Below are 23,281 nucleotides of genomic sequence, written 5' to 3'. Positions count from 1 at the left end.
AGCGCCGAATGTGCATCACGGAGAAGCGATGACCCCCATCTACCGCGTCGACGGCGACAGCGTCGTCACCAGCCCGGATGCTGCGGGCCCGTGGGACCGGCGTATGCAGCATGGTTCGGCACCGGCCTCGCTGGTGACGTGGGCGGCTGAGCGCATTCCGACGCCGGTTACGATGGACATCGCGCGGGTCACCATCGACCTGATGCGCCCGGTGCCGGTGGCGCCGCTCACGATTGCGACCGAGATTTTGCGCGAGGGCCGCAAGATTCAGCTCTGCGGGGTCAAGCTGCTCGCCGACGGCGTACAGGTGGTCGGCGCCACCGTGCTCAAGATCAAGCGCCAGGCGCTGACGCTGCCCGAGGACGTCAAGGCGCTGCCGGTTACGCTGCCGTCGCCGGAGGACTCGCTGCTCGAGGATGGTCATGCCGCTACCAGCCCGTTCGTACGGTCGGTCTCGATGCGCGCCGCGCGCGGCCGCTTCGGCCAGGCCGGCGCGGGCGCGATCTGGTTTCGCGTCGACCATCCCCTGATCGCAGGCGAAACGCTCTCGCAGGCGATGCGCGCCGTGGTCGCTGCCGATTTTTCCAACGGCACTGCCTCGACGCTCGACTTCCGCGCCTGGACCTACATCAACGCCGACCTCACCGTGAGCTTTTCGCGCCAGCCGATCGGCGAATGGATCCTGCTCGACGGCGATTCCTGGATCGGTCCCGATGGCGCCGGGCTTGCGATGTCGCGGCTCGCCGACCGGCAGGGCTATTTCGGCCGCGCCGTGCAAAGCCTGGTGATCGAGAAACGGTGAGGTATCTTTCTATCCCACCATCCGGCCCCGCCCGCTCCAAAAGCTCGCGCGCAGCACCTTCTTGTCGACCTTGCCGACGCCGGTCATCGGCAGTTGCTTGACGAACTGGATCTGCTTCGGCGCATGGGCCGAGCCCTTTCGCGTCTTCACCAGATTGACCAGTTCATCGACGTCAGGTTTTGCGCCTTCGCGCAGGACGACGACAGCGGTGACGGCTTCGCCCCATTTCTCGTCGGGGATGCCAACGACCGCGACCATGGCCACGTCCGCATGCTGCGACAGCACGTCCTCGACCTCGCGCGGAAAGATGTTGAAGCCGCCGGAGACGATCATGTCCTTCTTGCGGTCGAGAATGAACATGTAGCCGCGATCGTCCTTGCGAGCGATGTCGCCGGTGTGTACCCAGCCGTTCTTCAACGTCTCGGCGGTGATGTCCGGCCGCTTCCAGTACTCCGCCATGACGTGTGGAGCGCGCACGCAGATTTCGCCGGCTTCGCCCGTCTTCACTTCCTGGTCGTTGTCGTCGAGGATCTTGACCTCGCACGCCGCGATCGGGAAACCGCAGGACAGGAACAGCTCCGGTCTCTTGGGGTCGTGATCCCCCTTGCGCAGCACCGAGACGGGATAGCATTCGGTCTGGCCGTACAATTGCGAGAACACCGGCCCGATGCGCTCGATCCCCTCGATCAGCCGGCTCGGCGACATCGCGGAGGCGCCATAGAGCAGGAGCTCGAGCGACGAGAGGTCGGTCTTGCCCAGCGCGGGATGATCGAGCAGCACGTAGATCATGGTCGGCACGAGCAATGTGAAGTTGATCCGCTCGCGCGCGATGGTAGCCAGTACCGCCTCGGGATCAAAACCCTTCAGCATGTGCACGGTGCCGCCGCGCATCAGGGTCGGCAGCACCTTTGTGCCCGCGACATGGCTGATTGGAGCGACCGTCAGATAGCGCGCCGCCTCCGGAATTTCGAAGTCGGCGAGGATCGCACCTGCCGCACCGCTGTTCTCGCGATGATAGCGTAGCGCGCCCTTGGATTTTCCGGTTGTCCCGCCGGTGTAGTTCAGCGTGGCAAGATCGTCGGCGCCGGCGAGGCACAGCGCGCTGGCGTGGCCTTCGATCTCGATCGCCTGCAACAGGTCGGCGCCATAGTCGGCCGGTCCCATGGTGAAGACCGCCTTGAGCTGCCCCGCCTGTGCGGCCAGCTCGCCGCCGCGCTCGCGGAAGGAGGCCGCATCCACCACCAGCATTTCGGACTCGGAATCCTCCAGCTGGAAGAGCTGGTCCTCTCGCGATCCCAGAGGATGCAGCCAGGTGATGCAGAGCCTGGACAATTGCGCGGCGACGCCGGCGCACCAGGTGTCGGCGCGATTGGCGGTGAGGAATGCGACGCGCGCGCCGGGCTGCAATCCAAGGCGCATGAATACGCTCTGGATGCGTCCGATCAGGTCGAGCGTGCCCTGATAGCTCAGCGATCCGCCGGGCCAGGCGAAAGCGGTGCGGGCGGGATAGCGCGACAGTGCCCGTAGCGTCTGCGCACAAGTCGGGGACGATGCATGGAGCGGATCGGCCATATGTTTCCTCATTGCTTTGTCATCGGCTTTTGACGTGCCAATGTTGCGCGCAAGGCTAGCACAGGAATGCGGGATCGAACGACAAAGCCCGCGCGCGGGGAGGCTTATATGAGGTCCGATCGACTGCAACGCTTTCGCGATCGTCTCGGTCTGCCTTTGATCGCGGCGCCGATGTTTCTGGTGTCGGGCGTCGAACTCATGGTCGCGGCCTGCCGCAACGGTGTGATCGGTAGCTTTCCTACCGTGAACTGCCGCAACGCGGAACAGCTTGAGGCGTGGCTCACGGAAATCGAAATGCGGCTGCGGCAGCACGCGGATCAAACCGGCCGCCAGGCCGCGCCACTCTGCCCGAACTTGATCGTGCATCGTTCGAACGCGAGGCTGGAGCAGGATCTCGCAGTGCTGCTGCGCCACAAGCCGGAGCTCGTCATCACCTCCGTTGGATCGCCCGCGCCGGTGTTGAAGCCGCTGCATGAAGCCGGCGCGCTGGTGCTGGCGGACGTGGCCTCGATCCGCCACGCCCGGCAGGCGGCGGAGGCGGGGGCCGACGGGCTCGTGCTGCTTACCGCGGGCGCAGGCGGGCAGACCGGCTGGCTCAACCCGTTCGCCTTCGTCCGCGCGGTGCGCGCGTTCTACGATGGCATCATCGTGCTCGCGGGCGGCATCAGCGACGGCCACGCATTGCGCGCGGCCGAAGTGCTCGGCTGCGATCTTGGCTACATGGGCACGAAATTCATAGCGACACGCGAGAGCATGGCGGACGAGCGTCACAAGCAAATGCTGGTCGACGGCAGCGCGGATGACATTCTGCTGACCACCGCGTTCACGGGCCTGCAGACCAGCATGCTCAAGCCGTCGATCGTGGCAGCCGGTCTCGACCCTGACGATCTGCCGGCGCGCGGCGCGATCGACATCGGCAAGGACATCGACATCAACGCGCGCGAGAGCCGCCCCAAGCGCTGGCGCGATATCTGGAGCGGCGGGCATTCGATATCGGGTGTGACCGAAGTGATGGAGGTCAACGGTCTCGTCGCGCGGACGCTCGCCGAGTATCGAGAGGCTGGTGGCCGTCTCTCCCAGTAAAAATGCGGAGACCGACAGGGCCCGTCGCCCCCATCACAGTTAATCGAGCGCTCCTGAGAAGCCCTTACTTAACGGCAGATTAACCAACGCCCGGCAAGAATCCCTCTCACGGCCGCCAATCAGGACCGAGAGGGACAGGCTATGGACTTCGACTTTCTTAACGCCAAGACGGCGGCTTCGCTGGACGAAATTCGCGTTCGCGTGGCCCACGCGCTGGCCCGCCACCCGCTTTGCCGCAACGTGCGCTTCGACATCGTCAGCGTCCCCCGCACCCGCCGGGGCGGCAATTGGACGGTGGCGCTGCAGTCGGTCGAGCCACGCGGAGTCTGGGAAGCCTCGGAGATCGTGGCTGACATCCAGGACGCTTACGATCTGGCGCTAGCTGCCTGATTTTGTTGAGTTTTCCAGGCAATGTCGCCACAGTCCGGTCGATTGCCGCCGCAATGGCACGGTTAAGCCTTAATTATCGCCCAGTTTCCGGGCAGTGATCACGTGCACTTGAAGCCGGTTGCGGAGAGACGTTTGTCGAAAGCCATCACCATCGTCGTGCTGACCTGCTTCCTCGTCCTCGGCGCCGCCACCACCGCCATTCTCGGCCGCGACAGTGTGCCCAGCGTCAGCGCTGAGATGATCTCCCAGAACCCGCCTAAGCCGCTTGCAACCAACCGGGCGGCCAAGGCCGACCGTCTGGTTCCGACGCTGGCGCTGGCCTCGGCCGCGATCGACCCGGTCCAGGTTCCTGCCGACAAGCTCTCGCAAATGCCCGTGCTGACCGAGCCGCTGCGCCAGGCGTTTGCCGCCGCCACGCCATCCGATTTCCCGATGCCGAAGGCGAGCGTGAACGAGGCTCCGGCCGCTGCTGAAATTCCTGCCGTCGAAGTCCCGGCCAAGCCGAAGGTCGCCGCCAAGCCGCAGCCGCAGAAATCCTATTCGCTGCTGTCCGACGTGCAGATCGCGGGCATCAGAGACCGTCTGAAGTTGTCGTCGTCGCAGGAATATTACTGGCCCTCGGTCGAAACCGCGCTGCGCAACGTTGTCCGCAAGATCTCGGCAAACAAGCTGTCCAATCCGAACGTGCAGGGCGTGCCGATCGATCCCAATTGCGACGAGGTCCAGCAGTTGAAATCGGCCGCGATGCCGCTGCTGTTCCAGCTGCGTGACGACCAGAAAGAGGAAGTGCGCAAGCTCGCCCGCATCATCGGGCTTGAGAAGGTCGCACAGCAGATCTGACCCGTAAGTTCCTCCTGGAACCGCGCCCCTATCAGGAACATCCGGCAATCGATAAGCGTTGCCCGCTCCAAAGAGGGAGTGGACCAATGCGCGCCTCGACAGCTTATTTCGTCGGTGCCGGAACCATCGTCGCAGCCATCGCCATTGGTCTCGGCGGCGGCATTGTCGCCGGCAATATCATGAATCCGGTCTCGCCCAAGCAGGGGCCGGATACCAGCAAGATGGCGCAGCGCGCTGACGCCAAACCCGCGACGACGAACGCGCCATCCGAGCGCCTGCAATATCTAACCGGCTCGCAAGCCTTCGGCGCCATGGTCGCCGCGCCGGCGCAGGCCGAAGCCAAATCCGAAGAGAAATCCGAAGCCGCGAAGCCCGACACGCAGACTACTCAGGCCAACGCTGCACCGCCAGCGCAACAGCCTTCGCAAGCGGCCGCGGTGGAGCCCCCGAAGCCGGCACCAGCATCGCCTCCGCAAGTCGCGAAACCTGCTGCACAGCAGGCGTCGACAGAGCTGTCACCCTCACCCGACAGCGCCTATGCCAAGGCCAGGGATTCTGACGTCAAGCGCGCCACGTCTGAACGGCGCCGGACGGAGCGCCGTGAGCGCTGGGCCGAGCGCCGCTATTACGAGTCCCGCGAGCCACGGGGCATGCGCGACCGCACCGATTGGGACGACGTGGCGCGCAACATCCGCGAAGATTCCGATGCGCGCGATGTCTCGAGCCGGCCGCGGGGCGGAGTCCCGCAGATCAGGCTGTTCGGGATTGACGACGATTAGCGTCGACCCTCGCCGTCGCGCACGCGATCGTGAGCCACGGTTCGTTCTGCAGAGGCACTTGCCTCGATTTTCAACTTCCAGACGATCTCCGTTCCATGCATGATTGACGTTGCCAGCAAGAGGCCGCGTCATGGACGTAGCGCTATTAGCATCGGGCCGCCTCTTCGGGCCGCTCGGCGAACGTTTCACCGTGCCGATGCAGGTTGACCGACCACCTCGGCTGCTCATCTCTCCGGCGCGACATGCGCAAGCTCTGCGAGATGTCGGATTCACCGCGCTCCAGTTGCTGCCGATATCGAAGGCAATGACAGGCGCGGACCGCGGTTGCGACGGCGACTGCGTATTCGGGCCTCGCAGCGCGGCCTCCTCGATTGACCTCACTTATCTCGCATTACAAACCTCATGGAGGTTTCCGTGTCATTGCATCTGTTGTGGACGTCCGCCGACAGCCTCGTCGTGGCCTTCGCGCTCGCATTCATCGTTCCGCGACGCCATGTGCTGCCGCTCATTCTGATGTTCGGCGTTTGCGACGCGCTGGGCTCCGCGCTCGGTGTCGGTGTGCCGGTGGCAGGCGGCCTTGCCGCGATCGCGCTGATCTCGTGCGGCGCGTTGCTGGTCCTGCGGCTTCCGGTCGCGCATCGCCTGACACAGGCGGCGGGCTGGGTCTACGTCCTGCCGCCGCTGCTTGCGATGGACAATGTCGTGTCGCACGTGCCGGACCATATCGGCCTCGTGGCGCTGTCCAGCGCCGGGATGGCTGGCCTCGGATTTTCGTGCGGAGCCACGGCGCTCTGTTCGTCGAACGCAAGTCCTGAAAGCGGACGGCCGCTCGCCGGAGCCTGCCTGCTCGTCGCCGGAAGCGTTTTGGCATTCGGGGGCTGACCATGCCCGCTTCCGTCACGACCCGCAGCTACAACCACGCCCGTACCGGTGCGAACAATTCCGAAACAGTGCTGACGGCCACCGCGGTCCGCAACAAAGGTATCGTCAAACTCTTCAGCCTTCCGATTCCCGACGATCCCAGGCTCGAGGCGCAGCCGCTGGCGGTCGGCGGCGTGCACATGGCCGATGGCACGACCCGCGATCTGATCTTCCAGGCCAGCATGGGCAACTGGGTCTATGCATTCGACGCTGTGACTGGCCACAAGATCTGGGCGACGAATCTCGGACGTCCGATCGTCGGAACGAGGGCGATCGACGGACATATGACCAACGTCCATTGGGGCATTCTCTCGACGCCCGTGATCGACGAAGGGGCAGGTATTCTTTATGCCTGCGCCTGGATCAGCAACGACGGCAGCGTCGCCAAGGGGCAGCATTTTCTCGCAGCCCTGCGGATCGCCGACGGCTCGAAGGTGCACGAGCTCCTGAATCTCGAGGGCGCGGTGTACACGCCGCCGGGCGGTCTGCCGGTGCAGAAATTCGTCTCGGCTCAACGCAAGCAGCGCAGTGCCTTGACGCTGACGCAGAACCACGTGTTGATTCCCTTCGGCACGATCGCGGAAACGTCGAAGACGGCGCGTGGCTGGCTGATTGCGGTCGATGTTCATGGCTGGCGGCTCGCTGCCGCCTGGTGCTCCACCGTTACCGGCTCCGGCGGCGGGCTGTGGCAGAGCGGGGCGGGGCCTGCCGTTGCCCCCGACGCTTCGATCTACGTCATCACCGGCAACGGTGCGTTCTCTCCGCAACACGGCGATTTCGGTGAGAGCATCGTGCGGCTGGCCTTGCACACGGGAAACCATGCCCGTTTCGAGGTCGTGTCGTGGTGGGCGCCATGGACCGACGTCAACCGGGTCGGCGCCGCCGCGGCCGAGGAGAACGATGACGAGTCGGCGTTACCGTCCAACGTATCCCTGCCTTCCGTGATTGCACATGCCAGGCGCATGGGAATGCCGCTAAAGCCTCTTCATGCGCGCGAGATGGCGCATGTCGCAGTCACGTCAGATCGCAATGCAATCGACGCCCAGATCGCGTCGGTCGTGGCGCATCACATGGAAGCGATGAACGAATCGATGTGGGGCGACCAGGATTTCGGTTCCGGCGGTCCGGTCTATGTCGCTTCCGCCCATGCTATTCTGGCCGCCGGAAAGGATGGCGTCCTCTACACCGGCAACGCCAATGCGCTCGGCAACACGCAACCGGCTGATCTTGCGGCCGGCCATTTCGCGGCGAACTACGACAAGCTTCGCATGCCGCCGATCCTGTATACATATTTCGATCCAGCCGTGCCGCCGGCGCCGGCGGCACCGACGGAGCTGAACCTGTTTCCCGGCGGCGCGACGCGACATCTGCATGGCTCGCCGCTGCTGTTCCAGTCCGCCGTCCACGGCATCATGCATTTCGTCGGCGGCGAGAACAGTGCCTTGCGAGCCTGGTCGATCGCAGCCGACGGGACCACGGCCTATCTCGCCGGGGGCAACGAGATCGCTTCGCCGCAATCGCCGCGTCCGCCGGGCGGCATGCCCGGCTGGGGCATCACGCTTGCCGCCAACAACGGCGCTGATGGCATCATCGTCGCGATGGTGCCCTATAAGGATAGCAACATGATGCTCAGCCCGGGCCGCTTCCTGGTTTACGACGCGCAGAATTTCGCCACCAATCCGGACGGCTCCAAGCGGCTCCAGGTGATCTGGGACAGCGAGAACTGGGGACCGGAGCACGCCTTCATGCATCCCAAGTTCAACCGCCCGATCGTCTGGAAGGGCCGCATCTATCGCCCGACCTATGACGGGCGCATCGACGTCTATGGCCTGACGCATTAGCGCCCGCGAGATTTGTGCCGTGGACGGCGAGTGCTCACCCGCCGTGCGACTCCACGACCTTGCGGCAGCCATCCGAAAGCTTCGACTTGTTCTCGCGCAGGCAGGCATTCATCTGCGGCGGCTTGCCAATGTGTTCGGCGCAGAATTTGCTCGCGTCGCTTCGGCAAGTCATCTGCTCCTGCGGCGTCGGACCGGATTGTGCAGCGGCGGTCTGGGCGGTAGCGGCGAGCAGCAGCACGGCAAGAACCGAAATCTTCATAAAGCACCTCCTTGGGAATGTCGTTGGTCCCGCTCGGGATCAAGCGAGCCGGACCATCTCGCGAGGGCCCGGCGCAGGTCCATGCCATGTTCATGGCATCGGCCAGCCCGTCCCGCCGCCGTACCCCCATTTTCATGGCATGTATCAGTGCGCCGTCTTTTGTCATTCAGGCTGCACGTCGGCTGCGAGACCCGGTGATTGCATCGGGACGCCGAACGGGAAGCAGGAGAGCAAGATGTCGAAAAGAGCGGGAGCGCTGAGCGCCGGGCTGACGATTTTGGCGCTGGCGGGTGCGGCGGTGGTTTCGCTGGGCACGAGCCCAGCGCAGGCGGTGGTCTATTGCAAGACAGTCGGCATACCCAAGGGCTGCGTGGTGCGGCCGACAGCAGCAGTGGTGGTTGCGCCGGCCGCCGCGGTCGCGGTCGCGACACCCGGGGTCGGGGCGCCCGGCGTCGGCGTGCGCGCGGGCACGCCGATGAATCGCGGTGGTCCGGTCAATCGCGTCGGCGTGCGCTGAGAAAGACGAAAGAGTTCGGGCGAAGGAGCATTGCGGACGAACCCCCCCGTCCTCCGCAGGCAAATCATCCGGCCCGTCCCTCTCTCCGCGCGTCCCACACGTTCGGAGAGGGGGCTTTTCAGCCGACGGCGGCATCGCTGTCGGGGAAAATCTGCGGCAATTGCAGCCGCACGCGCGTGCCTGAGGAATCCGAGCTCAGATCGAGCATCGCCCCGCAGCGCGCGGCACGGTTCCTCATGTTGCGAAGGCCCCGCGCGGTCTGGCTCGCGTTGGTGGCCCCGCCGCCGCCGACCGGCGCAGACCCGTTCGCAAAGCCCTTGCCGTCATCCGCGACCCTGATCACACCGTACGGCCCCTGACCTTCGTCGACCGTCTCGATGGTCACCCCGATGCGGCGGGCCTCTGCGTGCTTGACCGCGTTGGTCACTGCCTCGTCGAGGATGCGCACGATCTGGATGACATGCCATGGCCTAAGCTCGGGATGCAGCGGCAGCCCCTGCGGCGTCGCCACATGCCAGTCGAGCGCGATGTCGTGCGGTCGCAATTGCGCGGTCGCGCGCTCGCGCCAGGAGCCGAGTGCGAGCATCAGGTCGCCGCCGATATCGTCCATGGAGTCGATGACGAGGCGGAGGTCCTTCAGCGCCGCACGGGCGGCGTCGGTGATGGTCGCGCCCTCGTGGCCGCGCTCGGACAGAGCCACGATGCTGATGAGCTGGCCACCGAGGCCGTCATGCAGGTCGCGCATCAGCCGCGTGCGCTCATTGGCAAGCGCAGCGGCCCGTGCACGCTCCTCCTCGCGGGCAAAGCTCGCCTTCAGCCGCTCCTCGGCCTCGCGAACGCGCGTCACGAGCTGGCCGGCAAAGCTGTCGACCTGGTTCAGCGCGCGCGCGAACCGCCAGGTCAAGCCGGCGCCGATCGCGACCAGCATCGCCGAATAGGACAGGCGCGAGAGGAAGATGCGCTCGTCGGTCACGATCTCGAACACCGACAGCATGTCGTGGACCCAGCAGATCAGCACGATAGTCACCGCGCAGCCGAGGGTGAAGCTTGCCGCGTCCTGCCGCCGCACCACTGCGGCAGCTGTGACGCAGGCCATCAGGATCAGGCAGAGCCCGACGGTGGGAATGCCAAGCACGAGAAACAGAATGCGCGGCAGCGGCGGGCCTGCGATCAGCCCGACACTGAATACGACGAGCCCCGGCGCGAACAGCAGCATGCCGTAACGCGGCCAGCGCCAGCCGAAGAACAGCACGCCGAAGACGACGACCAGGGCGCTCTCGATCGGTGCGGACGCGAGCAACACTGCGGCGAGCCGGGAGGTGCTGGCGGGGGGCACCGGTGCCGGCGCGAAGGCCTGCACTACGCCCAGTACCATCGCCACGGCCAGGACGCCGTAAACCGGCTCGCGGCGGCGCATCAGCCACATGATCGCCAGGATGACGGCGAGGATCGACTGCCAGGCGGAGAACACCACGGGCAACGTGACGAACATCAGCGTGCGTGTCTCGTAGGCCGGCCGCAAGGCCGCATCCGGCCCGACATATACGGTATCGAGAAAGCCCTTGAGCGGTCCCCAGACCAACAGCCGCACAGTGATCTCGTTCGCTCCCTCGCGCAGCAGCGAGGACGGGATCGACCCGATCTGCGGGGTGTTGCGGTCGGGCCGGTTGGCGTTGGCATCGCGTCGGGAATCCAGGATGACGACGCCGTTGATTGCGACTTCCACCGCGTTGCTGAAGCGCGGCAGGAATACCGACCATCCCGACGCCACATCGCCGCGGCGGAACGTGAAGGCGCCGGTGTAGAGCGGCGGGTCGGCCAGGGAATAGCGTGACGACGTGAAATGCGGCAGCGTCACGGGACGCGCCCCGCCGTCCTCGCGTAGCGAGACTTCGCTCAGCGCAAAGTCGTCGGGGTCGTTGGGCTGGAGCAGCCGCAGCCCGAGGACGGTCGCGACCAATATCAGCGACTGGAGCAGCAGATAGGGCACGAGTCGCGAGACCAGCAGCCGGCGCCGCGCGGGTTTGACCGGTGCCTTCGCCGCGATCTCGCTCACAGCTTGATCAGGCCCTGCTGCACCGCTTCGAACACCGCTTCGCTGCGGGTGTGCACTTCGAGCTTGCGATAGATGTTCTTGATGTGGCCGGGCACGGTCTGTTTGGAGAGACCGAGATGGCTCGCGATCTCGGCGTAGCTAAAGCCTTTTGCGATGCCCCAGAGGATGTCGATCTCGCGTGGGGTGAGCCTTGCGGTGTTGAGCGCGGGACCCGGCGAAGGCTCGGCCGCATTCTGCGCGGTACCTTGTGTTCTGCGCACGATGAAGCGGGCGATCGAGGCCGAGATCGGCGAATGGCCGGCGACCAGATCGCGCACGGTGGTGGCGATATCAGTGGGGAACGCATCCTTCAGGAGATAGCCGGTGGCGCCGACCGTGATCGCGGAGATCACACTCTCCTCGTCGCCGAGCGCCGAGATCACCATGATCTCGGTGTCGGGAAAGCGTTGCCTTGTCTCGCGGATCAGTTCGACGCCGTGGCCGTCGGGCAGCCGCAGATCGGTGAGCAGCACGCGCGGCGCCCGCTCGCCGAGCCCCGAGCGGGCCTCTGCGAGCGTGCCGGCGCTGCGTACCTCGTAGCCGGCCTTGACCAGCGCGTCCTGAAGCCGCCAGCAAGTCGGCGCGTCGTCCTCGACGAGGAGGATGGTGATGGCTTCACCCGTCTCGCCCTGTTCGGTCATGATCAGCGTCCTGCACCGCGTGTCCCCCGCGGCGCAGGCCCAAGTTTAGCCGCGGTGCGGGCGCCGCGACACCCATAATCATGGGGGCGCAATGGGCTCCTCCATGCAATCAGCCCGGGGGCGTCGTTAGTCGGCCGGAGGCGGAGCTGGAATCCGCTGGACCCTGATCGTCGCCGTGCCGCTGTTGTTGTTGTAGAACTGGACGCGCGGTCCCTGGAGCGGAACTAGCCACCCCGGTGCAAACCGTAATGGAACGACCCGCGGCAAGAACTGGACGGCGTCATTGACGTAGAAGAATAGCTCGCCAGACTCGGGTGCCACGAATTCCGCGACGAGCAGATCGGACAATCCCTGCCTGCGCCATAGCGCGCGTGCCGCTGGCAGTGCCTCGGTCGGGATCGGCTCGAAATCTCCGAATGGGCGCCAGACACGCTTCAATTCGCTGTTTGGCTTATCGAACTCCATGGAGTCCTCGACACGGATGGGGTACTTGTCCTTGGTGTTGTCCTCGTATGCCGGCACCGTCGCGTTGACCCGACGCGGCAGCTCGTCCGCCGGGATTCCATTGACGGCTTGGAGCGGCAGGTTGTTCGATCCTCTGGCGCCCACCCGCACGATCGGCTGGAACCAGTCTGCGCCGTAGAGCCGCAGGATCGGGACAGCCGAGCGGTGGGTCGAATCCGGTGGGGTCTTGAATCCGTTCAGGCCGGTCATGATGGTGCGATCAAACCACGGATCGGCCATTTGAATCCAAACGCGATATTTGCGTCCCTTTTCGACCGCGAGGCGGCTCGCCCAGCAAAAATCGTTGACGTCGAACAAGTCGCCGTCACGGGCGGTAACCGGCGTGTCGCCAACCGCACGCGTCGATGCGCTGCTCTTGCAAATGTCGCCGATGCCTGCGCGCCAGTTGAGATAGCCGCGGGACGTCAACAGCAACGCGGAGCCGAAAATGGCGGCGAGGAAAATACCCGGCATCAGGACGTTGGTGAATGCCATGCGCACCGGCCAAGCGTGCAGCCGCATCCAGCGTCCGATCGCGAGCAGCCAACCCGATTTGCTCACGCGGCGTCTGGAGGTCTTCCGGTCGGGCCTGTACCAGGCCAGTCGCGCGCGCTCCTGAATGCTGTCGCGCAGCACCGCGTTCCTGTTCCAGGCGATGAGTATGACAATGACAAGAACCGTAGTGAGAAAGGGATAGTAGAGTGCGATGGCAAGCCACGGCCCTGCATAGGATGGCAGGACATTCGCGAGAAGATCCGCGAGCGGCTTGACTACGGGGCCGGTGCCGTTGTCGAACCACGTGATCCATTTGAGCAGGCCGGTGTCCTGGAGACCGTGATCCTTGGATGACCCCACTACTGCGCGCGCGATCCAGGGCCATGCGACAAGTAGGCCAAGCGCGATAACCAGCGAGAAGTAGGCCACGCGACGCCACCACACGGTATCGAGCACCTGTCTGGCCATCTCGGCATCCGGCGGGCTCATCGCCGTGAATGCATCGGCTTCTGCCGCTTTTTGCCGATCCCCGGTTCTCGCGGCGTAGGCCGACTTCATGGCCTTGCGCGTCTCGTCCTTCGTGAGCGGCAAGACCTCTCCACTCGGCAGCAGCACCCGGGCGCTTGCCGGAAGCATCAGCGGTGCGTAGTTGTCGCATCCGTGCAGCATGCGTTCGACGACGGCGAAGTGCACCACCGGCGATCCGCCATCTTCCTTGCGGTCCGCGATCGGCCGCGGGCCGTAGCGGTAGAGCACCGCGGCGCCGCTGCGTGAATCATGCATCGGCCCGATCGCGGACTGGTACTCGCGGAAATGCTCGATCGTGCCGTCCTGGAAGCGGAGCCTGCCGTCGAGCTGATCAGCCATCCAGACCAAGGGCACGAAGGACAGCGTGGAGTCAGGATAGCCGCCACCGATGTCGGAATGGACTCCCGTGAACCACACCTCCTTGACGACCTGTCCCTGCGGAGGATCGCGCTGGTCGATTCGCAGCGGATGGAAGGTGGTGCGCTCGTCGTCGAGCGCGAGCGCATGGCAAGCGCGCTTGACCGTCTTCGACAGCCGGTGATTACGGAACGAGATCGGCCAGATCGCCCAGTCGACCGCGAGGCGGAGCTCCTCGACCGGCACGCCGAAGGCCTCGACCGTATCGAACAGTCCGAGGAATTCGATCTCGATTTGTTTACGGCCGTCCATCGCCTCGCGAACCTTGGCATAGGAGCGATGCCCAAGGACGAGGTGATAGAGATAGATCAGGACGTCGCGGATCCAGCGGACGATCCAGATCGTCGGCAGGCTGCGATAGCCGACCGACTCCTTGCGATATTCCCGCCAGGCAGCCATCGTGTTGCGCTGCATTTCCACATGCGACACCGCAACCTTGTCAATCTCCGCCGGCACCAGGCCCTGGCTCGCGATCAGCGACGCCAGCGTGCGCGCGGTGAAGGCGCCGCGGCTGAAGCCGAAAATGTAGATCTCGTCGCCCTCGCGCCAGTTCCAGCACAGGAAGCGATAGAGTTTGCGGACGTTGCCGGGCACGCCGATGCCGGTGGCGCCGTCGAGCGCGGCGAGCGGCGCCCAGCCGGCGGTGCCGACGCCCTTGATGTAGTAAGCGATCTGGTCCGGCTGGGTGTGGTCGAGCGCCTCGTAGAGACGCCAGACGCTGGATTCCTGGGTAGTAAACGCATTGCCGGTGCCGTCGGCGAACAGCACCAGCTTGCGTTTTGACGGGACGGCGGCGGTGTGCCCGCCGGCATTCATCTCGATCTGCGCGCGTTCCGGTCCGGCAGAATCGGCGTTCGGCGCGCCGTCATGGTGCGGCATGAGCCCCTCCGACAATGCGACGGGGACGAGCTTCAGGCCCGAGCCGGGCAGCACCCCCCCCCAAAGTCAATCAATGGTTGCAATGGTTGCGTCGTGAAAATGCAGGTGCATTCTGCACACAATCCCGCTGAGGTAGCAAGCAGGAACGCGCCGCCGCGGTACGACGTCGGGGAAGCGGCGACGGACGGCGGGGAGAGGCGGAGTGTTCAGCCTCTCTGCATCAGCGCCGCCGCCTTCGCCAGCGGCTTTAACGACCTCTCTTGCTTCGACCGCTGTTTGGCCCGACGCACACCTCGGCACTGGGAAGTGAGGTAGGCCACAGACGGGTTGACTTACGGGAGGAGACCCTCGAAATCTTCCCGGAGCCAGCCTAGGGACTCCTTACGGATTGAAGCCTGCACCATGGTCGGATTGATCCCACCGGCTCCGATGTTCCGCCTGCAGCATCTCGCCGGCCGCGTTGCGCTGGCGGTTGCCCTGATGCTGGCGGCGGCGTCGACCGCGCTGGCTGACAAGCGGGTGGCGCTGGTCCTTGGCGTGTCCAACTACCAGAGCGTCGCGCGGCTGGCCAATCCCGACAACGACGCGGCCGCCATCAGCGACGTCTTCAAACGGATGGGGTTCGATATCGTGGAGCTGCGCCGGGATCTCGGCGTCATCGAGATGCGGCGGGCGGTGCGCGATTTTGCTGCGGTTGCCGCGGATTCCGACATGGCCGTGGTCTATTACGCCGGTCACGGCATCGAGGTGAACGGCGCGAACTTCCTGATTCCGGCTGATGCCAGGCTGCAGAGCGATTTCGACGTCGAGGACGAGGCGGTGCCGCTGGACCGGATTCTCCAGGCGATAAATCCGGCGAAGCGGCTGCGGCTCGTCATCCTCGATGCCTGCCGCGACAATCCGTTTGCGGAGCGGATGACGCGCAGTGTCGCCACCCGTTCGATGGGCCGCGGCCTTGCCAAGATCGAGCCCGCGACGGCGGATACGCTGATTGCGTTCGCCGCCAAGGCCGGCGCGGTCGCAGGCGACGGCGACGGTGCGCACAGCCCGTTTGCGACCGCGCTCCTCAATCATCTGGCGACGCCCGGCCTCGACCTTCGCCTGACCCTTGGCCGGGTTCGCGACGAGGTGCTGAAGAGCACGGGGCGGCGGCAGGAGCCGTTCGTCTACGGATCGCTCGGTGGAGACACCGTGGCGCTGGTGCCGCAGATTGCCCCGAAGGTCGATCCGGACGCTGAGTCCCAGCGGGACTACGAATTTGCGGCGCAGATCGGCACAAGGGAGGCATGGACCTCGTTTCTCGGCGTTCACGGTAGCGGCCCCTACGCTGCGTCTGCTCATGCGGCCCTCGACAAGCTGGATGCGGCGGAGAAGGCCCGTGAAAAGGCAGACCTGCTGAGGCGGCAAGCCGAACAGCAGGCGAGGCAGAAGAACGAGGACGTCCGGAAGCAGATCGAGGAGCAGGCTGCGCGCCAGGCCGAGCAGACCAAGCTTCAGATCTCGGAACAGGCCCGGCGCGATCTGGAGAAGGAGCGCCAACGCCTCGCCGACCAGGCTAAGCGCGAACTCGACGATGCCCGGCGGCAGGTTGCGGAGGCGCGCCGGCAGGCCGAGGACGCGGCCCTTCAGGTCGAGCAGGCGAAGAAGCAGGCCGCGCTGGACGCGCAGCAGCAGATCGAGGCCGCAAGGCGCGAACAGGAACAGCGCGAGCGGGAGCGACAGGCCACACTTGCCGCGTTAACTCCGCCGGCTGCGCCTGCCCCTGCGCCGGTTGTCGTGCCGGCCATGGATCCCGCGGATATCGCCCGCCTGCTCCAGGCCCATCTGAAGCGCGTCGGCTGCGACCCCGGTACTGCCGACGGTGCCTGGACTGCTCCGTCGCAAAAGGCGCTCGACAATTTCAACCGAAACGCCGGTACCAAATTCGACGTCAAAATTGCAAGCCTCGATGCGCTCGACGCGGTGCGCGCCAGGCCCGATCGTGTCTGTCCGCTGGTTTGCGCCAAGGGACAAAAGGTAGAGGGCGATCGTTGCGTCCAGATCGTCTGTGACGGCAATGACGTGCTGGATGCCCAGGGCGTGTGCCGCCGGCGCCCCGATCCGCCGCCGCAGAAGCCAAAGGCGATATCGCGCCAGGAGTCGAGCCCGCGCGGTCGCGCGCGTCCGTCCGGCGGAGCCGATTCATGCGGCGGCAGTTGTGAGGGCGATTGAGACCAGCGCCGGTGACACGGCGCCCCGGCTCACAGGCTGGGAACGACGTTGACGTTCACTTTCAGATTCAGGAACGTGCGCTTGCCGGTGCCGTCCTCGAAGTAGAGACGGCTCTCGAAGCGGTCGCTGCCGGTAAAGCCGGAGTTGGGCCGGTACACAGCCTTTGTCGAGTTGACCAGGCTGTAAGAGCCGTTTGCCGGAGCGACGACGACGTCCTGGCCCACGAACGGACCCAGCGATTGGAAATTGAACCCGCAACCGCGATCTTGCGCGACCCGCATCGGGATGACGACATTACAACCCTGGCAGATGTTGAAATGCGGGCGCCGGCAAGAGGTGTTGGCATTCAGGCCGTGAGCGTTTTGGTAGCTCTTGTAGCCCGGGCGCATCTTGTCGGCGCTCGCAGTGTCGGAAAGAAGCAACAAGGCGGCGGTTGCGAGCGACAACACAATTGTCATGAAAGGACGGATCATTCTGAAAACCCCTTTGGCGGCCAATGAAGCAAAAGCGATTTATGCCAACATAGAAGCTTAAGCGCCGGGGGGAGGCAAGTATCTCTGGAAGGTTGCAGGACGGCTTCCCAATGCCATGCGCCTTCCACTATCATTTCGGGTAGGGAGTCGCCGGCAGGACGCGGCGCGGCGGCAACCGTCTCGCCTGAAGGCCGGGCCGATATGTGATCGATGGCACAGACCTGAGGGCGGACCGCTATCGAAATAGTATTCATACCGATTGCAGCCCATTGCCGAAGCGTGGAACGAAGCCCGCATCATGGTCCGATTGAGCCCTTCAGTCCCGACGTTGCGCTCAAGCCGGTTGGCCTGCCGGCTGGCGCTATCGGTTTTGTGGATGCTGGTCGCGGCGTCGACCGCGCTGGCTGACAAGCGGGTGGCGCTGGTACTTGGCGTGTCCAACTACCAGAGCGTCGCGCGGCTGGCCAATCCCGACAACGACGCGGCCGCCATCAGCGACGTCTTCAAACGGATGGGTTTCGATATCGTGGAGCTGCGCCAGGATCTCGGCGTGACCGAGATGCGGCGGGCGGTGCGCGACTTTGCTGCGGTTGCCGCGGATTCCGACATGGCGGTGGTCTATTACGCCGGTCACGGCATCGAGGTGAACGGCGCGAATTTCCTGATCCCGGCAGATGCCAGGCTGCAGAGCGATTTCGACGTCGAGGACGAGGCGGTCCCGCTGGACCGGATTCTCCAGGCGATAAATCCGGCGAAACGGCTGCGGCTCGTCATTCTCGATGCCTGCCGCGACAACCCGTTTGCGGAGCGGATGACACGCACGGTTGCGACGCGCTCGATGAACCGCGGCCTTGCCAAGATCGAGCCCGCGACGGCGGACACGCTGATTGCGTTCGCCGCCAAGGCCGGAGCGGTCGCCGGCGACGGCGACGGCGCGCACAGCCCGTTTGCGACCGCACTCCTCAATCATCTGGCGACGCCCGGCCTCGACCTTCGCCTGACGCTTGGCCGGGTTCGCGACGAGGTGCTGAAGAGCACGCGGCGCCGGCAGGAGCCCTTCGTCTACGGATCGCTCGGTGGCGACACCGTAGCGCTGGTGCCGCCGGTTGCGCCGCCGGTCGATCCCAACGCGGGAGCCCGGCGGGATTATGAGCTTGCAGCACAGGCCGGCACCAAGCAGGCTTGGCTTTCCTTTCTCGCCGTTCATGCCAGCGGCATCTATGCCAACTTTGCGCATGCGGCGCTCGACAAGCTCGAGGCCGCAGAAAAAATCAGCGAGAACGCCGATGCTGTACAGCGGCAGGCTGAGCAGCAGGTCCGGCAGAAGAGCGACGATTTCAGGAAACAGATCGAGGAGCAGGCGGCGCGCGAGACCGAACGGGCCACGCAGCAGATCTCCGAGCAGGCCCGGCGCGATCTGGACAAGGAGCGCCAACGCCTCGCCGACCAGGCTAAGCGGGAGCTCGACGACGCCCGGCGGCAGGTTGCGGAGGCGCGCCGACAAGCCGAGGATGCGGCCCTTCAGGTCGAGCAGGCGAAGAAGCAGGCCGCGCTCGATGCACAGCAGCAGATCGAGGCGGCGAAGCGCGAAGCAGAGCGGCGCGAGAAGGAGCGCCAGGCTACGCTTGCCGCCCTGACCCCGCCCGCCGCGCCGCCTCCTGCTGTTGCCTTGGCGCCGACCACTGCGCCGGTGATGGATCCTGCGGACGTCGCCCGCTTGCTCCAGGCGCACCTGAAGCGCGTCGGTTGCGATCCCGGTGCAGCCGATGGCGCCTGGACTGCTCCGTCGCAAAAGGCGCTCGACAGCTTCAACAGATATGCCGGCACCAAATTCGACGTGAAAGTCGCAAGCCTAGACGCGCTCGATGCGGTGCGCGCCCGGCCCGATCGCATCTGTCCGCTGGTTTGTGCAAGGGGGCAAAAAGCGGTCGGCGACCGCTGCGTCCAGATCGTCTGTGACAACAATTTCGTGCTGGACGCCCAGGGGGTGTGCCAGCGGCGTCCCGATCCGCCGCCCCAGAAGCCAAAGGCGGTATCCCGCCAAGAGCCGAGCCCGCGTGCGCCGTCTGCTCCGGCCAGCAACGAAGGCGGTAAATGTTATACCTATGGCGGAAAGCAGTACTGCCAGTGATCCGGCGTTGCTCGCTCTGGGTTGAGGGGCTGGCGAGATCCTCGCGTCCGTCCAGGATTGCCCCCTTTACAAGGCCTCTCCCCGCGGCGGCGGATATCGCCGGGCCAGCGCCGACAACGGCAAGTGTCGCTCGCCCTCCGGCAGCTCCAGATAGGCGAGCACGAGCGGCCGTTTCCAGTCACCGACGCCGAAATCCATCGCCATCCATTTTTGCGGTTCGGGGCCCTCAAGACCGCGCACCCAGACGAAATAGCGGGGGAGATCGTCAGCTTCCGTTTCCGTCGCGCGTCTCCTGGCCATCGAAGCTGCTCGCTGCATCAACATACGTTGCCGCACGATATAGGGACTGGCTCGGCGAAGTCGAACCCGTTCAGGGAGGCTCGTGCCGGGAAGCACGCGGCCCTCTGCTGGCGAAGTGTCTCCGGGACGCGGATGCGAGCCGTAGGGCCGCACGCCCGCGTCACTGCCAGAGTTCGCAGGTCGCAACCCGGTTGATATCGGCAAGCCGCCGGCTGGTGTCACCATTGAGATCAAGGCTCGCCACCAGCGTCAGCAGGCGATGATAGGCGCCGTCAGCGACCTCGACGGGCAGCGGGGCCTCATCGAACGTCTCGACATAGCTGCCGACGAGACCGCTCAACAGACGGCACAGGCCGTGCTGTTCGGGGTTGTCGCGGCCGAGCGACTCGAGCTTTTGCTGAAAGATTCGGAAGGTGCGCAGGCCGTGGTGCTGTTGCGAAAGCCACGCGTGCAGGTCGTTCATATGAGCCTCTTCAAATTGCGGAAGAAGCTACCGGTTTATACAGGCGGGATGTGACGATTGCTAGGGAGGGGAAAGTCGAGACAGTCCGTCTTCGCTAAGAGGCTTCGCCGGACACGCTTCACCCTTTCGGGCTTGGCGCGGGCTGCGCCACGCGAAGCCCGAAAGGGCGAAGCGTGGTGCCCCTGGCCGGAATCGAACCAGCACTCCTTGCGGAACTCGATTTTGAGTCGAGCGCGTCTACCAGTTCCGCCACAGGGGCCCTCGGTCGGCCCTAAGGCGGGCCTCGCGAAGCCGGCGGACTATAGCCATGGACCAAGCGGGGTCAACCCGCGCCAAAGTGATCCCGGCCGTTCTCGACAGCCGCATGAGCCGGGGTTACAGCCTTGGAAAGCGACCCATCGAAAAGAGGCTGCCGTGACGACCCAGAGTGCCGCAATACCTGCGTTCAAACCGGCGGCCATGAACCCCGCGCTGACCGCTTCGCTCGCGGTCACGTTGATAGCAGCCGCGACCATCGCGGGCGCCTGGTTCTTCCAGCTGGTGCTCGGGATCGTGCCCTGTCCGCTCTGCCTGGAGCAGCGCTACGCCTATTACCTCGCGATCCCGCTCGGCCTGCTCATCACCCTCGCGGCACGGGGCGGTGCGCCGAGGCCGCTGCTGCTCGCGGGCCTTGCGATCCTTGTGCTGGCGAGCCTCGCCAATGCCGGGCTCGGCACCTATCACGCCGGGGTCGAATGGGGCTTATGGAAGGGACCGACCGACTGCTCCGGTCCCGTCGTCAATCTCGGCAGCGCCACCGACCTGCTGTCGCGGCTCGACACCGTGAAGGTGGTCCGCTGCGACGAGGTGCAGTGGCGCTTCCTCGGCCTCTCGCTGGCCAGCTACAACGTGCTGATCTCGCTCTTGATGGCTGCGATCGCCGCGTGGGGATTTGTTGCGACGGCGAAGCGCTAAGGCTCAATCATCCACATCGTCCTGCGTCCGGCCGAACAGGTGCACGATGCCGGGCGTCGCGATCGTCACGAAGACGAAACGCGAGAGGTGATGTGCGCCGACGAAGATCGGGTCGATGTGCAGCGTCAGGGCCAACGCCAGCATGGCGTCCATAGCGCCCGGTGCGTAGGCGACCACGACGTCGGAGAATTTTACCTGCGTGGTGAGCGCCACGATGCCGACGAAGATCGCGGAAACGGCGATGGCGACGGCAAACGAGCCCAGCGCCGCGTTGATATGGCCTGCGAGCGTCTTGATCCGCATCCGCGCGAAGCGGCTGCCGATCAGGGCGCCGATGCCGACCAGCGCCACGCCGCGTACCCAGTCCGGCAGGCCGCCCTCGACCCAGCCTGCGCCATGCAGCACGCTTGAGCCAATCATCGCACCGAACATCCAGCTCGCCGGAAACTTGATCAGCCGCAGGAGGAGCGCCGCAGCCAGCGAGGCTGCGACCAGCTCGACGAGGCCGAGCGGCGAGGCGATCGTCGTCGTCAGCGACGGCGCGACGGAGGGTGCGACGCCGGCGAACGCCAGCACCATCGGCAGCGCCGCGGTGAGGATGATGACGCGCATGGTCTGCACCACCGCGATCCCCGGCAGGTCGGCCCCGCGCTCGACCGCCAAAATCGTGATCTGCGACAGCGCGCCGGGGCTGCCGGCGAGGAACGCCGAGGTGCGGTCCCAGCCGTGGATACGCTGGAGATAATAGCTGGAGCCGAAGGTCGAGCAGAAGGTCGCGAGCGCGAGCAGCCCGATGGTGAGGGGATAGGCACTGACCTGTTGAAGCAGGTGGCGCGAGACGACTGATCCTAACGAAATGCCGAGCAGCACCAGCACGGTCTGGGTCAGGATCGGTGGCAGCGTCAGCTGGCGCCCGGCGATCGCGGCGATCCCGACCGCGATCATCGAGCCCGAGATCAATCCCCCCGGAAGGCCCGCGAGCAGAAACACGAGGCCCCCGGCGGTGCCGATGACAAGCGTTTCCACCGTGCTCAAGATCTTGGCACGGCTCGGCCATTCGAACGGCAGGGAGGCGGTGATTTGCTTCACACCACCTTATCGCAAATCAGCGAGGGGCGTACAATTGCGGCCACGTCATGCCGCAATGCGTGCGCCTCTCGCCGAAGATCGTGACGGGTTTACTTCTTGTCAGCAGGGGCGGTGGTCGCGCCGGCCTTGGCTTCCTTCATGCATTCGCGGCGAAATTTCTTGCGCTCCTTGCCCTTCAATCCTTTGGTATCCGCCTGCTTGGAGCATTCGAGCGATCCGGCCGAGCGCTCCTTCGGCGCCTTCTTGTCGGTCATAGCGGCGGCATCGGTTTTGGCTGCCGGCGCGGCGGTCTGCGCGAAGGCGGTGCCGGTGGCGAGCAGGGAGGCGAGGGCGACGACGGCGAGGCGAGATGTGAAGGTCATGGTGCTGCACTCTTCTTGCGGGAATTGCGAAGGGCGCGAAGGTCGACTCGCCTTGCTGAACGCGACATGAATAATTCGAACGTGGAGGATCACTATATTTTGGCGGCAGGAGCCATCGCTTCCTTGTCGCGAGCGTGCGGCACGCTAGGATAGCAATCCTCGGTTAACTTCCCTCGGGGGAAGATCAAGGAGGAGACCAAGGATGACCGTTCAATCAAAGTTGCTGTGTGCAGTTGCGCTGTCGGGCTTTGCCGCGCTGGTGGCGAGTGCGCCGGCGCAGGCGCTGACCTCGCAGGAGTGCAGCGCGAAATATCAGGCCGCCAAGAAGGACGGCTCGCTCGGCACCACGAAGTGGAATGACTTCCGCAAGGCCCAGTGCGGTGCGGACGCGACGCCAGCGGCTGCGCCGACCGCGGCTGCTCCTGCTGCGCCCGCCGCTCCCGCCGAGCCGAAGCAGGCGAAGAAGGAAGCCGCCCCCGCTGCCGCTCCGGCGCCGACCCTGCCGGCCGGCCCGGCAATCTATCCGAACGCGGTCGATCCGAAATACGCCAAGGAGAGCGCCGGCAAGGGGCGCCTGCACACCTGCGTCGACCAGTACAACGCCAACAAGACCACCAACGGCAATGGCGGCATGAAGTGGATCGAGAAGGGCGGCGGCTATTACAGCGAATGCAACAAGAAGCTGAAGGGCGCCGCCTGAAGCTTCTGGACGACGCAGAGGCCGGAGCCAAGCTC

22 protein-coding genes and 1 tRNA gene are annotated in these 23,281 nt (G+C 65.3%); 12 read left to right on the top strand and 11 right to left on the bottom strand.

All coding sequences use genetic code 11. From position 1 onward, the window contains the following. Positions 1–28 precede the first annotated feature (28 nt). Entirely contained in the window at positions 29–802 is a 774-nt protein-coding gene (locus tag C7G41_RS02475; protein ID WP_106941068.1) for a thioesterase family protein, read from the top strand. A gap of 9 nt (positions 803–811) precedes the next feature. Here the strand turns inward: C7G41_RS02475 and C7G41_RS02470 are convergent, their stop codons facing one another. Then, positions 812–2,374 carry an AMP-binding protein gene (locus C7G41_RS02470; protein WP_106941067.1) on the bottom strand — a complete coding sequence of 521 codons (1,563 nt, stop codon included), beginning with the start codon at positions 2,372–2,374 and terminating at the stop codon, positions 812–814. 108 nt (positions 2,375–2,482) lie between these two features. On the opposite strand from C7G41_RS02470, the gene C7G41_RS02465 reads away from it, so the two are divergent. The 6 genes from C7G41_RS02465 (at position 2,483) to C7G41_RS02440 (ending at position 8,228) form a co-directional block, all read left to right on the top strand. Next, positions 2,483–3,457, top strand: a complete 975-nt coding sequence (locus tag C7G41_RS02465; protein WP_106941066.1) for a nitronate monooxygenase family protein — start codon at positions 2,483–2,485, stop codon at positions 3,455–3,457. Positions 3,458–3,598: 141 nt separating this feature from the next. Continuing rightward, on the top strand, positions 3,599–3,847 hold the full coding sequence (locus tag C7G41_RS02460; protein ID WP_018453152.1) for a hypothetical protein: 249 nt from the start codon (positions 3,599–3,601) through the stop codon (positions 3,845–3,847). A gap of 132 nt (positions 3,848–3,979) precedes the next feature. Further along, a complete protein-coding gene (locus C7G41_RS02455) occupies positions 3,980–4,687 on the top strand; it encodes a hypothetical protein (protein WP_199198085.1) in 708 nt (235 codons plus the stop codon). Positions 4,688–4,773: 86 nt separating this feature from the next. Next, positions 4,774–5,466: a hypothetical protein gene (locus C7G41_RS02450; RefSeq protein ID WP_106941065.1), complete on the top strand. Its 693-nt coding sequence runs from the start codon at positions 4,774–4,776 to the stop codon at positions 5,464–5,466. Between the two features lie 414 nt (positions 5,467–5,880). Next, complete coding sequence (locus tag C7G41_RS02445; protein WP_146159746.1) at positions 5,881–6,348, top strand: hypothetical protein; 468 nt, start codon at positions 5,881–5,883, stop codon at positions 6,346–6,348. A gap of 2 nt (positions 6,349–6,350) precedes the next feature. Continuing rightward, positions 6,351–8,228, top strand: a complete 1,878-nt coding sequence (locus C7G41_RS02440; protein WP_106941063.1) for a hypothetical protein — start codon at positions 6,351–6,353, stop codon at positions 8,226–8,228. 34 nt (positions 8,229–8,262) lie between these two features. Here C7G41_RS02440 and C7G41_RS02435 read toward each other — a convergent pair whose 3' ends face one another. After that, positions 8,263–8,487 (bottom strand): cysteine rich repeat-containing protein, encoded by a 225-nt coding sequence (locus C7G41_RS02435; RefSeq protein WP_007597470.1) that lies wholly within the window; start codon positions 8,485–8,487, stop codon positions 8,263–8,265. A gap of 235 nt (positions 8,488–8,722) precedes the next feature. Here C7G41_RS02435 and C7G41_RS02430 point away from each other — a divergent pair, with 235 nt between their 5' ends. Continuing rightward, entirely contained in the window at positions 8,723–9,004 is a 282-nt protein-coding gene (locus C7G41_RS02430) for a hypothetical protein (protein ID WP_106941062.1), read from the top strand. A gap of 118 nt (positions 9,005–9,122) precedes the next feature. Here C7G41_RS02430 and C7G41_RS02425 read toward each other — a convergent pair whose 3' ends face one another. From C7G41_RS02425 to C7G41_RS02415, 3 genes are all read right to left on the bottom strand, one after another. Next, entirely contained in the window at positions 9,123–11,060 is a 1,938-nt protein-coding gene (locus tag C7G41_RS02425) for an ATP-binding protein (protein WP_106941061.1), read from the bottom strand. Further along, complete coding sequence (locus tag C7G41_RS02420; protein ID WP_199198084.1) at positions 11,057–11,740, bottom strand: response regulator transcription factor; 684 nt, start codon at positions 11,738–11,740, stop codon at positions 11,057–11,059. The genes C7G41_RS02425 and C7G41_RS02420 overlap by 4 nt, the downstream gene beginning before the upstream one ends. 126 nt (positions 11,741–11,866) lie before the next feature. Then, positions 11,867–14,563 (bottom strand): DUF2235 domain-containing protein, encoded by a 2,697-nt coding sequence (locus tag C7G41_RS02415; protein WP_106941468.1) that lies wholly within the window; start codon positions 14,561–14,563, stop codon positions 11,867–11,869. Positions 14,564–14,965: 402 nt separating this feature from the next. Here C7G41_RS02415 and C7G41_RS02410 point away from each other — a divergent pair, with 402 nt between their 5' ends. Continuing rightward, on the top strand, positions 14,966–16,774 hold the full coding sequence (locus C7G41_RS02410; protein WP_106941059.1) for a caspase family protein: 1,809 nt from the start codon (positions 14,966–14,968) through the stop codon (positions 16,772–16,774). 29 nt (positions 16,775–16,803) lie between these two features. Here the strand turns inward: C7G41_RS02410 and C7G41_RS02405 are convergent, their stop codons facing one another. Then, on the bottom strand, positions 16,804–17,247 hold the full coding sequence (locus tag C7G41_RS02405) for an Ig-like domain-containing protein (RefSeq protein WP_106941058.1): 444 nt from the start codon (positions 17,245–17,247) through the stop codon (positions 16,804–16,806). 376 nt (positions 17,248–17,623) lie between these two features. Here C7G41_RS02405 and C7G41_RS02400 point away from each other — a divergent pair, with 376 nt between their 5' ends. Beyond that, positions 17,624–19,378 (top strand): caspase domain-containing protein, encoded by a 1,755-nt coding sequence (locus C7G41_RS02400; protein WP_245446434.1) that lies wholly within the window; start codon positions 17,624–17,626, stop codon positions 19,376–19,378. A 66-nt stretch (positions 19,379–19,444) separates the two neighbouring features. On the opposite strand, the gene C7G41_RS02395 is transcribed toward C7G41_RS02400, so the two are convergent. The 3 genes from C7G41_RS02395 to C7G41_RS02385 all read right to left on the bottom strand — a co-directional run bounded on the left by C7G41_RS02395 (position 19,445) and on the right by C7G41_RS02385 (position 20,400). Beyond that, the gene (locus tag C7G41_RS02395) at positions 19,445–19,678 is read right to left on the bottom strand and encodes a hypothetical protein (RefSeq protein WP_106941466.1); all 234 of its coding nucleotides are present in this window, start codon (positions 19,676–19,678) and stop codon (positions 19,445–19,447) included. A gap of 160 nt (positions 19,679–19,838) precedes the next feature. Further along, a complete protein-coding gene (locus tag C7G41_RS02390) occupies positions 19,839–20,141 on the bottom strand; it encodes a hypothetical protein (protein ID WP_106941057.1) in 303 nt (100 codons plus the stop codon). Between the two features lie 174 nt (positions 20,142–20,315). Next, positions 20,316–20,400: transfer RNA gene (locus tag C7G41_RS02385), tRNA-Leu, on the bottom strand. A 155-nt stretch (positions 20,401–20,555) separates the two neighbouring features. On the opposite strand from C7G41_RS02385, the gene C7G41_RS02380 reads away from it, so the two are divergent. Further along, a complete protein-coding gene (locus tag C7G41_RS02380) occupies positions 20,556–21,095 on the top strand; it encodes a disulfide bond formation protein B (protein WP_106941056.1) in 540 nt (179 codons plus the stop codon). Between the two features lie 3 nt (positions 21,096–21,098). Here C7G41_RS02380 and C7G41_RS02375 read toward each other — a convergent pair whose 3' ends face one another. Next, complete coding sequence (locus tag C7G41_RS02375) at positions 21,099–22,184, bottom strand: AbrB family transcriptional regulator (protein WP_106941055.1); 1,086 nt, start codon at positions 22,182–22,184, stop codon at positions 21,099–21,101. Positions 22,185–22,273: 89 nt separating this feature from the next. Further along, a complete protein-coding gene (locus tag C7G41_RS02370) occupies positions 22,274–22,546 on the bottom strand; it encodes a PsiF family protein (protein ID WP_106941054.1) in 273 nt (90 codons plus the stop codon). 202 nt (positions 22,547–22,748) lie between these two features. Here C7G41_RS02370 and C7G41_RS02365 point away from each other — a divergent pair, with 202 nt between their 5' ends. Then, positions 22,749–23,246 (top strand): hypothetical protein, encoded by a 498-nt coding sequence (locus C7G41_RS02365; RefSeq protein ID WP_106941053.1) that lies wholly within the window; start codon positions 22,749–22,751, stop codon positions 23,244–23,246. Positions 23,247–23,281 lie beyond the last annotated feature (35 nt).

This window comes from Bradyrhizobium sp. MOS002 (assembly GCF_003020115.1).
In the GTDB taxonomy this organism is placed as follows: domain Bacteria; phylum Pseudomonadota; class Alphaproteobacteria; order Rhizobiales; family Xanthobacteraceae; genus Bradyrhizobium.
Note: the sequence above shows the minus strand (reverse complement) of the source record. Positions and strands in the feature narration are given on the sequence as shown.